Source organism: Halarchaeum nitratireducens (assembly GCF_017874695.1).
In the GTDB taxonomy this organism is placed as follows: Archaea; Halobacteriota; Halobacteria; order Halobacteriales; family Halobacteriaceae; genus Halarchaeum; species Halarchaeum nitratireducens.
In genome coordinates, this window is sequence record NZ_JAGIKY010000003.1 from 41,678 (window position 1) to 57,491 (window position 15,814).

The following is a 15,814-nucleotide window of genomic DNA, read 5'->3' on the forward strand; positions in this document are numbered from 1 at the left end:
CGACCGACCGCGCAGACCGGCCGACCCCGTGGCAGCGTCGTCGCCGCCGTCCCGACGTTCATCGTAGGGGCGTAAGCCCCCTCTCTCCTCATCCTCCCCGACCGTCAGTACCGGCCGATCGACCGACCAGCGACCGCACCACACACACCACACAATGAGCGAGAGCGAACCAGAACGAACCACTGAGCGCGAGGCGGAGACGCTACCGACGGGTGCGTCGTCCGTCGTGACCGCACTAGAGGACGCCGGCGTGACGGCCGCCTTCGGCGTGCAGGGCGGGGCGATCATGCCCATCTACGACGCGCTCTACCAGAGCGACATCCACCACGTCACGATGGCGCACGAACAGGGCGCGGCCCACGCCGCCGACGCGTACGGCGCCGTCACGGGCGAGCCGGGCGTCTGCCTGGCGACGTCCGGCCCCGGCGCCACCAACCTCGTCACCGGCATCGCCGACGCCGACATGGACTCGGAGCCGATGCTGGCCCTGACGGGGCAGGTGGCGACCGACATGGTCGGCAACGACGCCTTCCAGGAGGCGGACACGACGGGGATCACCCGTCCGGTGACGAAATCGAGCTACTTCGCGAGCGATCCGGACACCGTCGGCGACACCGTCGGTGAGGCGTTCGCGCTCGCCCGCGACGGCCGACAGGGGCCGACGCTCGTCGACCTCCCGAAGGACGTCTCGAACGCCGAGGACGTCGCGCGCCCCGGTCCCGCGGAGGGGCCGGAGACGCACGTCGTCCCCGACGAGGCCGACGCCGAGGAGGTGAGCCGCGCCGCGCACGCGCTCGCGGACGCGGAGCGACCCGCGATCCTCGCCGGCGGCGGCGTCATCAAGGGCGAGGCGACCGACGAGCTGCGGCAGTTCGCCATCGACCACGGCATCCCGGTCATCACGACGATGCCGGGCGTCGGCGCCTTCGACGAGACCCACGACCTCGCCATGGAGATGGCGGGCATGCACGGCACCGGCTACGCGAACATGGCGATCACGCACTGCGACGTGCTACTCGGCGTCGGCACGCGCTTCGACGATCGCCTCACCGGCGGCGTCGACACGTTCGCGCCCGAGGCCGAGGTCATCCACGTCGACATCGACGCCTCGGAGATCTCGAAGAACGTCCACGCGGACTACCCGCTCGTCGGCGACGCGAGCACGGTGTTGCGCCAGCTCGACGACGCGCTGCCGCGCGCCCCGGACGCTGAGGGGTGGCGCGACCAGTGTCGTCACTGGAAGGAGGAGTACCCCATGGACTACGACGCCCCCGAGGACGAACCGCTCAAGCCCCAGTTCGTCGTCGAGGCCTTCGACGAGGCGACGGACGCCGGCGCCATCGTCACGACGGGCGTCGGCCAACACCAGATGTGGGCCGTCCAGTACTGGACGTTCACCGAGCCCCGGACGTGGATCTCCAGTCACGGCCTCGGGACGATGGGGTACGGCCTCCCCGCCGCCATCGGCGCGAAGGTCGCCGCCCCCGACCAAGAGGTCGTCTGCTTCGACGGCGACGGCTCCTTCCTGATGACGGTCCAGGGGCTCTCCGTCGCGGTCCGCGAGAACCTCGATCTGACCGTCTGCGTCCTGAACAACGAGGCGGTCGGGATGGTCCGACAGTGGCAGGACGCCTTCTTCGAGGGCCGCCGGATGGCCTCCGAGTACCCGTGGGGGCCGGACTTCGCCACGCTCGCCGAGGCGTTCGGCGCGGAGGGCTTCACGCTCGACGACTACGACGACGTCGCGGACACGATCGCGGCCGCGCGCGACTACGACGGCCCGAGCGTCATCGACTGTCACATCGACCCCCGAGAGGACGTCTACCCGATGGTCGCGAGCGGCGGCGCGAATGGTCGCTTCGCCCTGCAGGAGGAGCACCTATGAGCACGACGTACACCGACCCGACCGGAGGTGAGCGGCGATGACCGGCGAACTCCCCGGGCCCGCGCCCGAGGAGCGCCCGCACCCGTCGGGCCGCCGGAATAAACAGGGCATCCGCATCGACCCGCAGGCGGAGGCCGAACCCGAGGTCAGACGCGAGGTGCTGTCGGCGCTCGTCGATCACGAGCCCGGCGTCCTCGCCGAGGTCTCCGGGCTGTTCGCGCGCCGCCAGTTCAACATCGAGAGCCTGACGGTCGGCCCGACGGCCGCCGAGGGCCTCGCGCGCATGACCATCGTCGTCGAGGAGACCGGTCCCGGCGTCGAGCAGGTCAAGCGCCAGCTCCGGAAGCTCGTCCCCGTCCACGCGGTCCGCGAACTCGAGGCCGCGACCGAGCGCGAGCTCGCGCTCATCAAGGTCGGCGACGACGACCCCGCGGGCGTCGCGGCCGTCGCGGAGATGTACGGCGGCGAGGCCGTCGAGGCCGGCCCGGAGGTCGTGACGGTCGAGCTGACCGGCACGGAACGTGAGATCGACGCCGCGGTCGAGGCGTTCGAACGATTCGGCGTGCGCGAGGTCGCCCGCACGGGCACCGCCGCGCTCGCCGGCGGCACCGAGTTCACCGCATACGACGACACTACTACCGATGACTGACGACACAGAGTTCACCCAGCCCGTATATCACGAAGAAGACACGAACGCGGAGTACATCGCGGACAAGACCGTCGCCGTCCTCGGCTACGGCAGTCAGGGCCACGCCCACGCCCAAAACCTCCACGAGTCCGGCGTCGACGTCGTCGTCGGCCTCCGCGAGGGCTCCGCCTCCCGGAGCGCCGCCGAGGATGACGGCCTGCGCGTCGCGACGCCCGTCGAGGCCGCCGCCGAGGCCGACGTCGTGAGTATCCTCGTCCCCGACACCGTCCAGCCCGCCGTCTACGACCAGATCGAGGACGAACTCGAGGCCGGCGACACCCTCCAGTTCGCGCACGGCTTTAACATCCACTACGGCCAGATCGAACCGAAAGGAGGCATCGACGTGACGATGGTCGCGCCGAAGTCCCCGGGCCACCTCGTCCGCCGGAACTACGAGGCCGGCGAAGGCACGCCCGGCCTCGTCGCCGTCTACCAGGACGAGACGGGCGACGCGAAGGGGGAAGCGCTCGCGTACGCGAGCGCCATCGGCTGCGCGCGAGCCGGTGTCATCGAGACGACGTTCCGCGAGGAGACCGAGACCGACCTCTTCGGCGAGCAGGCCGTCCTCTGCGGGGGGGCGACCGCGCTCGTCAAGCAGGGCTACGAGGTCCTCGTGGACGCGGGCTACAGCCCCGAGATGGCGTACTTCGAGGTACTGAACGAGCTGAAGCTCATCGTCGACCTGATGTACGAGGGCGGGCTGACGGAGATGTGGGACTCCGTCTCCGACACCGCCGAGTACGGCGGGCTGACGCAGGGCCCCGTCGTCGTCGACGAGACAGCTCGCGAGAACATGGAGGAGGTCCTCGAGCAGGTCCAGAACGGCGAGTTCGCCCAGGAGTGGATCACCGAGAACCAGGCCAACCGGCCGAAGTACAAGCAGCTTCGCGCCCGCGAGGAGAACCACGACATCGAGGAGGTCGGCGAACGCCTCCGCGAGCTCTTCGCGTGGGCCGAGGAGGAGTCCGAGGACGAAGAGGAGGTCGCCGAGGTGTCTGCGGATGACTGAGGCCACGACGGCCGTCCCGACGGAGGGGCGCGTATGAGCGAGGGCACGCTCTACGACAAGGTCTGGGACGAGCACACCGTCACGACGCTCCCGACGGGCCAGACCCAGCTCTTCGTCGGCCTCCACCTCATCCACGAGGTGACGAGCCCGCAGGCGTTCGGGATGCTGCGCGAGCGCGACATCGACGTCGCCTACCCCGAGTTGACGCACGCGACCGTCGACCACATCGTCCCGACGGACGACCGCTCGCGGCCGTTCAAGAACGACGCCGCCGAGCGGATGATGGAGGAACTCGAGGAGAACGTCCGGGACGCCGGCATCGAGTTCGACGACCCGACGACGGGCAACCAGGGGATCGTCCACGTCATCGGGCCGGAGCAGGGCATCACGACGCCCGGCAAGACCATCGTCTGTGGCGACTCGCACACGGCGACGCACGGCGCGTTCGGCGCCGTCGCGTTCGGCATCGGCACCTCGCAGATTCGGGACGTCCTCGCGACGCAGTGTATCGCGATGGAGAAGCAGAAGGTCCGACGCATCGAGGTCGAGGGCGAACTCGGCCCCGGCGTCGAGGCGAAGGACATCATCCTCGAGATCATCCGCCGACTCGGAACCGACGGCGGTGTCGGCTACGTCTACGAGTACGGCGGCGAGGCCATCGAGAACCTCGGGATGGAGGGCCGCATGTCCATCTGCAACATGTCCATCGAGGGCGGCGCGCGCGCCGGCTACGTCAACCCCGACGAGACCACCTACGAGTGGCTCGCGGAGACCGACGAGTACGCCGACGACCCCGAGAAGTTCGAGCGCCACAAGGAGTACTGGGAGTCCATCCGCACGGACGAGACGGCGGAGTACGACGACGTCGTCACCATCGACGCCTCCGACCTCGAACCGGTCGTCACGTGGGGGACCACGCCCGGACAGGGGATCGGTATCACCGACCCCATCCCGGACCCCGAGGAGATGGAGTCCGGCGACGCGGACGTCGCGCGACGCGCGCAGGAGCACATGCGCGTCGAACCCGGCGAGACGATGGCGGGCTACGACATCGACGTTGCCTTCCTCGGCTCGTGTACGAACGCCCGCCTCCCGGACCTCCGCGCGGCCGCGAAGGTCGTCGAGGGCCGCGAGGTCGACGACGACGTGCGCGCGTTCGTCGTCCCCGGCAGCCAGCGCGTGAAGGCTGCCGCGGAGGCCGAGGGCCTCGACGAGATCTTCACGGAGGCCGGCTTCGACTGGCGCGACGCCGGCTGTTCGATGTGTCTCGGGATGAACGACGACCAACTGCAGGGCGATGAGGCCTGCGCGTCGTCGTCGAACCGGAACTTCATCGGCCGGCAGGGCTCGAAGGACGGCCGTACCGTCCTGATGAACCCGCGCATGGTCGCCGCCGCCGCCGTCACCGGGGAAGTGACTGACGTCCGCGAGATGGCGGGGGTGACCCTGGCGTGAGCGACGTCGAGGAGGGGCCCGCCGACACCGTCGAGGAAGTGACGGGGACCGGCATTCCGATCCGCGGGAACGACATCGACACGGACCAGATCATCCCGGCGCGCTTCATGAAGGTCGTCACGTTCGACGGCCTCGGCGAGTACGCCTTCTTCGATCAGCGCTTCGACGACGAGGACAACCAGAAGAACCACCCGTTCAACGAGGAGCGCTTCCAGGGCGCGAACGTCCTCGTGGTGAACTCGAACTTCGGCTGTGGATCCTCGCGCGAGCACGCCCCGCAGGCGCTGATGCGCTGGGGGATCGACGCGATCGTCGGGGAGTCCTTCGCGGAGATCTTCGCCGGCAACTGCCTCGCGCTCGGGATCCCGACGCTGACCGCGGATCACGAGTCGATCAACGCCCTCCAGCAGTGGGTGGACGATCACCCGGACGAGGAGCTCCACGTCGACGTCGTGCGCGAAACGGTCGAGTACGGCAGCAACGAGCTGAACGCGACCGTCGATAAGGCCCAGCACAAGGCGCTCGTCGAAGGCGTCTGGGACACGACGGCGCTGATGGAGGCGAACGCGGCCGCGACGCGTGACGTCGCGGAGTCCCTCCCGTACATCGAGTCCGAATCGCTCCCCCGGGTGGAGTCGGATGACTGAGGAGATCGTCGTCATCCCCGGCGACGGCATCGGCCAGGAGGTCGTTCCCGCCGCGGTCGACGTCCTGCAGGCCACGGGCGTCGACTTCGAGTTCGTCGAGGCCACCGCGGGCGATCACGTCGCCGAGGAGGGCGGCGATCCGCTTCCCGAGGAGACGCGCGACCTCGCCGCGAACGCCGACGCGACGCTGTTCGGCGCGGCCGGCGAGAGCGCCGCCGACGTCATCCTCCCGCTGCGTGACGCCGTCGGCTCCTTCGTCAACGTCCGGCCCGCGCGGACGTATCCGGGCGTCGACGCGCTCAAACCCGGGATGGACGTCGTCTTCCTCCGCGAGAACACGGAGGGCGTCTACGCCGGTCACGAGGCCCGACTCACGGACGACGTCTCGACGCTGACGCGCGTCGTCTCGCAGTCCGCGAGCGAGCGCCTCGCCGAGTACGCCTGCGAGTTCGCCCCCGAGGGCTTCACGGTCGCACACAAGGCGAACGTGATGCGCGAGACGGACGGCCTCTTCCGCGATACGGTCCAGCGCGTCGCCGAGGAGAACGGCGTCGAGACGGACGCGGCGCTGATGGACGCGCTCGCCATGCACCTCTGTCTGCGTCCCGAAGAGTACGAGGTCGTCGTCTGCCCGAACCTCGCTGGCGACGTCCTCTCCGACCTCTCCGCCGGCCTCGTCGGTGGCCTCGGCCTCCTCCCCTCCGCCAATATCGGCGAGGAGCGCGGGCTCTTCGAGCCCGTCCACGGTACCGCACCGGACATCGCCGGGCAGGGCGTCGCCAACCCCTGCGCGACCGTCCTCTCGGCCGCGATGCTCCTCGACTACCTCGACTACGGGGACGAAGCCGACGACGTCCGGGACGCCGTCGAGGGCGTGCTCGCGCACGGGCCGCGGACGCCCGACCTCGGCGGCGACGCCGCGACGGCGGACGTGACGAACGCCATCGTCGAGCGCCTCTAAACGCGCTTTCCGACTCTCAGCGCTCGATTATCTCCGCGCCGCGCCCCACCGAGGAGCGATAGGCTCGCGCGTCGACGCCGGCCTCTTCGAAGGCTTCGACCATCGCGGAGGCGACGGCGCGCTGACGCGAGGGGTGACACGCTGCGAGGATCGCCGGCCCCGCGCCGCTGACCGTGACGCCGGTCGCGCCCGCGTCCGCCGCGGCCGCGCAGACGTCGTCGTAGCCGTCGATGAGTCTCGCGCGCGCGGGCGTCACGACGCGCTCGTCCATCCCGCGTCCGACGAGCGCCGGGTCGTCGCGTTGCATCCCCGCCGTGAGCGTCGCGGCGCTCCCGACCGTGTGAACGACGTCCGCCATCTCGGCCGAGCGCGGGACGACGCCGCGCGCGTCGCGCGTCGACACCACGATCTCCGGGAGGCACGCCACCAGGGGGACCGTCGCGTCGATACTGAGCACGCCGTCGTCGCGGACGATCGTGAACCCGCCGAGGATCGACGGCGCGACGTTGTCCGCGTGCGCCTCCCCCGAGACCGCGGCCTCGCCCTCCGCGGCGACGCGGACGAGGTCTTCCGCCGTGTGCCCGCGTTCGTAGAGCGCGTCGAGCGCGACCGCGGCCGCCGCCGCCGACGCCGCGCTGGACCCCAGTCCCGAGGAGGGACGGACGCCCTTGTCGATGTGGATGTGCGCCGGCGCGTCGAGCTCGCGGGCGACGACGCCCGCCGTGTTCTTCGCCGGATCCTCCGGGATGTACTGCGCGCCGGCCCCCGAGACTTCGATCATCGTCTCCTCGGCCCGTTCGACCGTGACGACGTCCGCGGGGCGGTCGAGCGCGACGCCGAACACGTCGAACCCGCTCCCGAGGTTCGCACTCGTCGCAGGCGCACGGACCGTAAGCATGCCGTGGCGTACCGTGTGGGGGCTGAAAAGCGTAGCGAACCATCTCTTTCCCGCTCGGGACGGCGAAGCCGACCGCTCGCGGCAAAAACACGGGTGAAAAAGAGCCGTCGGCCTCGCCGACGGTGAACCGCTCGCTTCGCTCGCGGACGCTAAACTCGCACGTGGACCAACCGAACCACGGAGGCTAGCGGCCGCGAGCGAGCGGCTTGGAAAGCCCGAACGAAGCGGTTCACTCGCCGTAGGCGAGGTCAAGAGCCGACCATCGGGAGGCTCGCGGACTTTTGGCCGAGCTTTTGCAGCGCTTGGCGCGGCTTCGCCGCGCCTGCGCTTGCAAAAGGTCGTTCCGAAACCCTAACCCCGGCTCTCCCTGAATCGGTGGTATGATCGGGATCGTTGGCGGCGGGATCGCGGGGCTGGCGGCGGCGCGACGACTGCAGGCCGCGGGCCGCGAGGTGACGGTGTTCGAGGCGTCCGAGGAGGTCGGCGGGCTCGCGGCGACGTACGAGACGGGCGGAGATCGCTTGGAGAAGTTCTACCACCACCTCTCGGGCTCCGAGGAGACGATCGTCGAACTGATCGAGGAGCTGGGCCTCGGCGACGACCTGACGTGGCCGATCGGGAAGAACGCCTACTACATCGACGGGACGATCCACCCGATGGACAAGCCGTGGGAGATCCTCTCCTTTCCCTACTGGAGTCTCTACGACACGTTCCGGCTGGGGATGCTCGTCCTCGACGTCGACGTTCGCGGGGGGATCCCGACGTTCGACTCCTACGAGGACCTCCGCGAGTACGAGGACGTTCCGGTGAAGGAGTTCTGCATCGAGCACACGACGCGGAACGTCTACGAGACGTTCTTCGAGCCGCTCTTGGAGGCGAAGTTCGGCGAGCGCGCGGAGGACGTCTCGGCGGCGTGGCTGCTCGGTCGCATCAAGTTCCGCGGGGAGCGCGACCTGCTGAAGGGCGAACCCCTCGGGTATCTCCGCGGGGGATTCGGCCGCCTGCTGGACGCGCTCCTCCGGGACGTCGGGAGCGACACCGTGGAGACGAACACCCGGGTGACCGACCTCTCGTTCGGCGAAGCGGGCGTGGAGACGCTCACCGCCGAATCCGGGGACGGGACGACCGAGACGCACGAGGTCGAGTCGGTCGTCGTCGCGGCGATGCCGAACGTCCTCGAAGGACTCACGGGCTACGAGTGCGACATCGAGTTCCAGGGGACGGTCTGCTCCGTGATCTCCATGTCGGAGTCGCTCACGGACACGTACTGGCTGAACGTCGCGGACGACGCGCCCTTCGGCGCGCTGATCGAGCACACGAACTTCATCGACGAATCGCACTACGGCGGCGAACACCTCCTCTACGTCCCGAAGTACGTCCAGAGCCCCGAGGATCCCGTGTGGGCGATGGACGACGACGAGGTGGCCGACACGTGGATCGAGGGGATCGAGGCGCTGTTCCCCGACTTCGATCGCGAGTCGGTCAACTGGGTGCGGACGGCGCGCAACCCCCGGACGGCGCCGATCTACGAGCGCGGCTACCTCGACATGGTGGTGCCCTACGACCTCGCGGACGACGGCGCACCGGGCGTCTACTACGCGGGGATGGCGAGCGAGGCGCAGTATCCCGAGCGCTCGCTGAACGGTGGGATCGTCGCCGGCTACGAGGTCGCCGACCGAATCACGGAGCGCTGACGGGTACCGTCGGTGGGCGCTCGGGCGCCAGTGCCGGGCCGCTCAGCGCTCGCCCGCACCGGGCGCGTCGTCGACGTCGACGCCCTCGGGTACCGCTTGGCTCCCGCGTTTCGTCTCGCCGTCGCCGTCTTCGACGTAGACGTCGTCGGCGAATCCGGCTTCGGCGTGCGGGAACTCCCCCTCCTCCAGGCGGTCGGGCGTGGCGGTGGCCTCGGGGAGTCCGCCTTCGGGGGCGAACTCACCCAGTGGGTCCTCGACGGTGATCCCGTGCGCCTCGAAGAAGTCGCGGTGGCGCTCGTAGTGGGCGTCGATCTCCTCCGGGGGGTACTCCATCATCTCCGCCCAGCCGTGGTTGTAGAAGTCGAAGGTGGCGACGACGTGCGTCATCTCGCGGGCCGTCGCCTCGTCGAACCCGTCCTGCAGGGCGGTGAGGTACATCTCGGTGCTGGCGTCGAAGAACGCTTCGAGGTGGGGGATCCGCTCCTCGCGGTACTCGGGGTCGGCCCACCCGCCGAAGACGGAGACGTGGATGTCGACGAGCTTCTCGTGGACGACGTCGCCGACGCCGGGCATCTCTAAGGCCTTCTGCGCCGCGAAGTGCGTGACGTTCTGCCGCAGCTTCATACGCGGACTATGGGATGCGACGTACAAAGACCCACCCATCGCGGTGATTCCGTGACACACAGCGGTAACGAGTGCCGGAACCGACAACGGATAGCAATCGACTTTAACCCGGAACGCACAGTGCCAGTTATGAGTCAGTCGTTCGTGATCATCGGTGACGGGGTCGCGGGGAGTTCCGCGGCGGAAACGATCCGCGAGCGCGAACCCGACGCCGACGTCACCATCCTCACCGACGAGGGCGAGGCCCTCTACAACCGCATCCTCATCAAGGAGTTCGCCAAGGGGAAACTCCCCGAGGCGCCGATCTCCATCCACGACGAGTCGTGGTACGACGAGCGCGACATCGACCTGCGGCTCAACACGCTCGTCACGGACATCGACACCGACGCTCACGTCGTCCACACGCACGAGGGCGACGACTTGGAGTACGACGCGGTGCTCGTCGCGACCGGCGGGACACCCACACAGCTCCCCGTCGAGAACAGCGACGCCGACGGCATCCACCACTTCTGGACGTTCGAGGACGCCCGTCGCATCCGGGAGCACACCGAGAAGGCGGACTCGGGCGTCATCGTCGGCGCGGGCCTCCTCGGGATCGACCTCGCGGCCATCTGCGCCGGGCAGGACATCGACGCGAAATACCTGATGCGCGGCAACCGCTGGTGGCGCTACGCCCTCAGCGAGGACGGCGCGGAGATCATCCACGACGCGCTCGCCGAGAAGGGGATCGAGCCGGTCTTCGAGTCCGGCGCGTCGGGCTTCGAGACGGACGACGACGGGCACGTCGTCGCGACGCTCGGCGGCGACGGCGGGCGCTACGAATCGGACTTCGTCGGCATCGCCATCGGCCTCAACTTCAACGTCGAGTTCCTCCAAGATACGGGCGTGACGATCGATAACGGCATCGTCGTCGACGAGTACATGCGCACCGACGCCGAGGACGTCTACGCGGCCGGCGACATCACGCGCTTCTACGACACGATCCGCGACACGCACGCGCAGAACGGCTCGTGGGGCTCCGCGAAACAGCAGGGGTCCGTCGCGGGGCACGCGATGACCGCCGACGACGTCGAGGACGACGTCGAGGCGTTCCGCTGGGTCTCCTCCTACTCCATCACGCACTTCGACTTCCCGTTCCTCTCCTTTGGCTTCCCGACGGACGGCGACGAGCACGCAGAACGGCGCTACTCGGAGACGGAGTGGCGGCGTCTCGCCTTCGAGGACGGGAAGCTCATCGGCGGCGTCCTCATCGGCGACCTCGCCCCGCAGTCGAAGTACAAACAGCTCATCCGCGCCGAGGCGGACGTCGCCGACCAATCCGACGTCCTCCTCCAGCAGAACTTCGAGCTCGAAGAGCTCGACGTCGATCTGTAGGGAGTCACGGCGAAACGCGCTTTTTTCGCGTACGCCGCCGCGCGGACGGCGCCGATGCGATCGGTGAGAGGACGCGCGACGGGATCGCCACACCGCGCGGTGTCGGCCCCGCGTGCGTGGGCGCTATCGCCCCGACCGAAGCCGTTTTCCACGCGAGCGGCCCTTTCGTACCTATGAGCATGAGCGGCGGGAGCACGGACATGACGCTCGCCTTCGAGCTGGCCGCGCTCAAGCGACTCGTGAAGCCCGGGACCGCGTTCGCCGACGCCCGACAGTGGACGGAGTACGTCGGCGTCGTGAGCGACGAACCGACGTACGTCGTCACGAACTTCACGCGCAAGCGCCGGATCAGACAGGACTTCTTCTCCGGCCCGAAGGACAAACGCGAGAGCTTGGAGAACGTAAAGAGCCAGTTCGAGACCGATCGGCACGTCTTCGTCGGCACGAGCGAGGCCGACGAGGCGCTCGCCGCCGAGACGGGATGGGAGTATCTCGCCGTCGAGGACGCCGCCGAGGCCGCCGGGTGGGAGCTCGGCGACCCCGCGGAGGCCGAGGCAGAGGGCGGCGAACCCGAACGCGACGACTGGCCGTAGATGACCGATACGGGACCGCGCGTGCCGGACGCCGGCGGCGACGGCGACCGCGGTGGATCGGGAGACGACGCCGCCCCGGACGACGGGACCGTGGCGCTCCCCTGCGGTGAGACGGTCCACCGCTCGGCGTTCGACCTCGGGATGCGCGAGTACGAGTGCGCCTGCGGCGAGCGCCACGCCGTCGTGATGGACATGCATCCGCCCTCGCGTTTCGTGCCGGAGGCCGTCGTCGACGTCCTGCGCGAGACGGTGAGCGTGGGGGAGGACGACGCCTTCGAGGCGTTCGGCACCCCCCACCTGATGGGGAGCGTGCTGGAGGAGTTCCCGGACGACGTGACCGTCGTCGACGCGACCGACGACGGGCGGGTCGGCTACGCGATGCTGTGGGCGACGGCCTTCGACGCGCGGACGCTCCACGAGCACGTCGTCGAGCTCGTCGTCGAGCTGATGGAGCACGCGGTGAGCCACGCGCGCGACGACGCCGCGCGGGGCGACTTCGAGGAGCAGATGCTCGATTTCGACGTGGCGGAGTTCGTCGAGCGCTACCGGCGAAACCGCGACTGGCGGGACGAGTACGACGCGCCCGCGTGAGGCGCACAGGGGGAAGCGCGAACGGGCGTCACGCGCGGCCCCGCCGCCGTCGCCGCTGATTACGATTTTCGAAATCCGGTTACGAGATTTGCACCGTTTCGGTTCGCTTATTACGATGTACGCACTCGTCTCCGATAGACATGAGTGACGACCGGACCGTCCTCCTCATCGGAAGCGGCCCGATACAGATCGGTCAGGCGGCAGAGTTCGACTACTCCGGCGCGCAGGCGTGTCGCGCCCTGCAGGAGGAAGGGGCCCGAGTCGTCCTCGTCAACTCCAACCCCGCCACGATCATGACGGACCCCGAGATGGCGGACGAGGTGTACATCGAACCCATCACCACCGACGCCATCGCGGAGGTCATCGCCGAAGAGGAACCCGACGGCGTGATCGCCGGCCTCGGCGGGCAGACGGGGCTGAACGTCACCGCCGAACTGGCCGAAGAGGGGGTCCTCGACGAGTACGATGTCGAGATCATGGGGACGCCCCTCGACACCATCTACGCGACGGAGGACCGCGAGCTCTTCCGCCAGCGGATGCACGACCTCGGCCAGCCGGTCGCGCGCTCGACCACCATCAGCCTCGACGAGGGCGAGAGCGTCCAGGACCTCGACGCGGACGCGCTCGGCGAGCGCGTCGAGGACGCCGTCGAATCGGTCGGCGGACTGCCGGTCATCATGCGGACCACGTACACGCTGGGCGGCTCCGGTTCCGGCGTCGTCGAGGACATGGAGGTCCTCAAAGAGCGCGTTCGCAAGGGCCTGCGCCTCTCCCGGAACGACGAGGTGCTCATCACCGAATCCATCGCCGGCTGGGTCGAACTCGAGTACGAGGTGATGCGCGACGCCGGCGACTCCACGGTCATCATCTGCAACATGGAGAACATCGACCCGATGGGCATCCACACCGGGGAGTCTACGGTCGTCACGCCGTCGCAGGTCATCCCGGACGACGGTCACCAGGAGATGCGCGACGCGGCCCTGGAGGTCATCCGCGATCTCGGTATCGAGGGCGGCTGTAACATCCAGTTCGCGTGGCGCGACGACGGCACGCCGGGCGGCGAGTATCGCGTGGTGGAGGTGAACCCGCGCGTCTCGCGCTCCTCCGCGCTCGCCTCGAAGGCGACCGGCTACCCCATCGCGCGCGTCACCGCGAAGGTCGCGCTCGGCAAGCGCCTCCACGAGATCACGAACGAGATCACGGGCGAGACGACGGCCGCCTTCGAGCCCGCGATCGACTACGTCGTCACGAAGGTGCCGCGCTGGCCCAAGGACAAGTTCGACAACGTGGACTTCACGCTCGGCACCGCGATGAAGAGCACGGGCGAGGCGATGGCGATCGGACGCACCTTCGAGGAGTCGCTGTTGAAGGCGATGCGTTCGAGCGAGTACGAACCCGATGTCGACTGGGAGAGCCTCTCGGACGACGAGCTCGCCGAGACGTACGTCGCGCGCCCGAGCCCGGATCGCCCCTACGCGATTTTCGAGGCGTTCGACCGCGGCTTCACGATCGACGAAGTCGTCGATCTCACCGGCATAGAGGAGTGGTACGTCGAGCGCTTCGCGCGGATCGCCGACGCCGCCGACGGCGCGAAAGACGGCGCGTTCACCGACGCCGCCATCGAGGGCTTCACGAACCACGAGATCACGGCGCTCGCCGGCGGCGCGTTCGACGACACGCACCCGTCGTGGTTGCCCGCGGACGTCGAGGCCGAGGCCTCCGCCGACGGGCCCGAAGCGCGCCCCGACGGCGCGGGCGTGAGCGTCGCGGACGTCGAGGCCGACGTCCCCGGGCGCACCTACAAGCAGGTCGACACCTGCGCGGGCGAGTTCGAGGCCCAGACGCCGTACTACTACTCCTCGCGCAAGCCCGAGTGGTTCAGCGGACCCTTCGAGGGCGAGTCCGCGGGCGGCGAGCTCCGCGTCGATCACGACACCGACTCGGTCGTCGTCGTCGGCGGCGGCCCCATCCGCATCGGACAGGGCGTCGAGTTCGACTACTGTTCCGTCCACGCCGTCCGCGCGCTGCGCGAGGAGGGCGTCGAGGCCCACGTCGTCAACAACAACCCGGAGACGGTCTCGACCGACTACGACACCAGCGATGGCCTGTTCTTCGAGCCGATCACCGCCGAGGAGGTCGCGGACGTCGTCGAGGCCACCGGCGCCGACGGCGTGATGGTCCAGTTCGGCGGCCAGACGTCCGTCAACGTCGCGGACGAGCTCGAAGCCGAGATCGACCGTCGCGGGCTCGACGCGGAGATCCTCGGGACGAGCGTCGAGGCGATGGACTTAGCGGAGGACCGCGATCGCTTCAACGTCCTGATGGACGGCCTCGGAATCAGCCAGCCGGACGGCGGCACGGCGACGAGCAAAGCGGAGGCCCTCGACCTCGCGCACGACCTCGGGTACCCCGTGCTCGTTCGCCCCTCCTACGTCCTCGGTGGGCGCGCGATGGACGTCGTCCACAGCGACGCGGAGCTCGAGGGGTACATCGAGGAGGCCGTCCGGGTCGCCCCCGACAAGCCGATCCTCGTCGACGAGTTCCTCGCGGACGCCGTCGAGCTCGACGTTGACGCCGTCTCGGACGGCGAGGACGTCCTCATCGGCGGCGTAATGGAGCACGTCGAGGCCGCCGGCGTCCACAGCGGTGACTCGGCCTGCGTCATCCCGCCGCGCAACCTCGACGACGAGACGCTCGGTCGCGTCCGCGAGGTCGTCGAGGAGATCGCGCGCGCGCTCGAAACCGTCGGCCTGCTCAACGTCCAGCTCGCCGTGAAGGACGGCGAAGTCTACGTGCTGGAGGCGAACCCCCGCTCATCGCGCACCGTTCCGTTCGTCTCGAAGGCGACCGGCGTCCCCATCGCCAAGCTCGCCGCGAAGGTCATGGCGGGCGACTCGCTCGCCGACCTCGGCGTCGAGGAGGGCGTCCCCGAGCAGTTCAGCGTCAAGGAGGTCGTCCTCCCGTTCGATCGCTTCGAGGGCGCGGACCCGCGTCTCGGTCCCGAGATGAAGTCCACGGGCGAGGTCATGGGGACCGCCCGGAGCTTCGGGAAGGCCTACGAGAAGGCCCAATCCGCGGCCGGCAACCCGCTTCCCGAGGGCGGCGTCGCCGTCGTGGACTTCGACCTCGACGGCTTCGACGACTACTACGACGTCCGCGCGTTCGACGACGTCCCCGAGGCGATCCGGCAGAACGACCTCGACCTCTACGTGGGCGACGACGTCCACGCGCTCCAGACCGCCATCGAGGAGGAACTCCCCTACATCTCCACGATCGCCAGCGCCGAGGCGAGCCTCGAAGCCCTCGCCCACCGCGACGACGACCTCGATGTCGCCTCCGTCAGCTCCCGCCCCATCACGAACACCACGTGGGGCGGCGACTGACGCCTCGCGGGC

At 69.2% G+C, this 15,814-nt stretch carries 13 protein-coding genes; 11 read left to right on the forward strand and 2 right to left on the reverse strand.

The genetic code is table 11. The features are described from left to right. Positions 1–154: 154 nt before the first annotated feature. The 6 genes from ilvB to J2754_RS03945 are packed head-to-tail and all read left to right on the forward strand — an operon-like array spanning position 155 to position 6,645. Complete coding sequence (gene ilvB / locus J2754_RS03920) at positions 155–1,885, forward strand: biosynthetic-type acetolactate synthase large subunit (protein WP_211086739.1); 1,731 nt, start codon at positions 155–157, stop codon at positions 1,883–1,885. Between the two features lie 37 nt (positions 1,886–1,922). After that, the gene (gene ilvN, locus J2754_RS03925) at positions 1,923–2,534 is read left to right on the forward strand and encodes an acetolactate synthase small subunit (RefSeq protein WP_211086740.1); all 612 of its coding nucleotides are present in this window, start codon (positions 1,923–1,925) and stop codon (positions 2,532–2,534) included. Beyond that, positions 2,527–3,582, forward strand: coding sequence for a ketol-acid reductoisomerase (gene ilvC / locus J2754_RS03930; RefSeq protein ID WP_188877974.1), 1,056 nt, complete (start codon positions 2,527–2,529; stop codon positions 3,580–3,582). The genes ilvN and ilvC overlap by 8 nt, the downstream gene beginning before the upstream one ends. 33 nt (positions 3,583–3,615) lie before the next feature. Further along, positions 3,616–5,037, forward strand: coding sequence for a 3-isopropylmalate dehydratase large subunit (leuC, locus tag J2754_RS03935; RefSeq protein WP_188877975.1), 1,422 nt, complete (start codon positions 3,616–3,618; stop codon positions 5,035–5,037). After that, a complete protein-coding gene (gene leuD, locus J2754_RS03940; RefSeq protein ID WP_188877976.1) occupies positions 5,034–5,684 on the forward strand; it encodes a 3-isopropylmalate dehydratase small subunit in 651 nt (216 codons plus the stop codon). Before leuC ends, leuD begins: the two co-directional genes overlap by 4 nt. Further along, positions 5,677–6,645, forward strand: a complete 969-nt coding sequence (locus J2754_RS03945) for an isocitrate/isopropylmalate dehydrogenase family protein (protein ID WP_211086741.1) — start codon at positions 5,677–5,679, stop codon at positions 6,643–6,645. Before leuD ends, J2754_RS03945 begins: the two co-directional genes overlap by 8 nt. 16 nt (positions 6,646–6,661) lie before the next feature. On the opposite strand, the gene J2754_RS03950 is transcribed toward J2754_RS03945, so the two are convergent. After that, positions 6,662–7,543 (reverse strand): homoserine kinase, encoded by an 882-nt coding sequence (locus J2754_RS03950; protein ID WP_211086742.1) that lies wholly within the window; start codon positions 7,541–7,543, stop codon positions 6,662–6,664. A 380-nt stretch (positions 7,544–7,923) separates the two neighbouring features. On the opposite strand from J2754_RS03950, the gene J2754_RS03955 reads away from it, so the two are divergent. Beyond that, positions 7,924–9,237, forward strand: a complete 1,314-nt coding sequence (locus tag J2754_RS03955; protein WP_211086743.1) for an NAD(P)/FAD-dependent oxidoreductase — start codon at positions 7,924–7,926, stop codon at positions 9,235–9,237. 42 nt (positions 9,238–9,279) lie between these two features. On the opposite strand, the gene J2754_RS03960 is transcribed toward J2754_RS03955, so the two are convergent. Continuing rightward, complete coding sequence (locus J2754_RS03960) at positions 9,280–9,861, reverse strand: DUF6149 family protein (RefSeq protein WP_188877981.1); 582 nt, start codon at positions 9,859–9,861, stop codon at positions 9,280–9,282. Between the two features lie 129 nt (positions 9,862–9,990). Here J2754_RS03960 and J2754_RS03965 point away from each other — a divergent pair, with 129 nt between their 5' ends. From J2754_RS03965 to carB, 4 genes are all read left to right on the forward strand, one after another. Further along, on the forward strand, positions 9,991–11,235 hold the full coding sequence (locus J2754_RS03965) for an NAD(P)/FAD-dependent oxidoreductase (protein ID WP_211086744.1): 1,245 nt from the start codon (positions 9,991–9,993) through the stop codon (positions 11,233–11,235). A 173-nt stretch (positions 11,236–11,408) separates the two neighbouring features. Continuing rightward, complete coding sequence (locus J2754_RS03970) at positions 11,409–11,828, forward strand: DUF7124 domain-containing protein (protein ID WP_188877984.1); 420 nt, start codon at positions 11,409–11,411, stop codon at positions 11,826–11,828. Beyond that, complete coding sequence (locus J2754_RS03975; RefSeq protein WP_229772820.1) at positions 11,829–12,419, forward strand: DUF5815 family protein; 591 nt, start codon at positions 11,829–11,831, stop codon at positions 12,417–12,419. Between the two features lie 140 nt (positions 12,420–12,559). Then, on the forward strand, positions 12,560–15,802 hold the full coding sequence (gene carB / locus J2754_RS03980) for a carbamoyl-phosphate synthase large subunit (protein WP_211086745.1): 3,243 nt from the start codon (positions 12,560–12,562) through the stop codon (positions 15,800–15,802). Positions 15,803–15,814 lie beyond the last annotated feature (12 nt).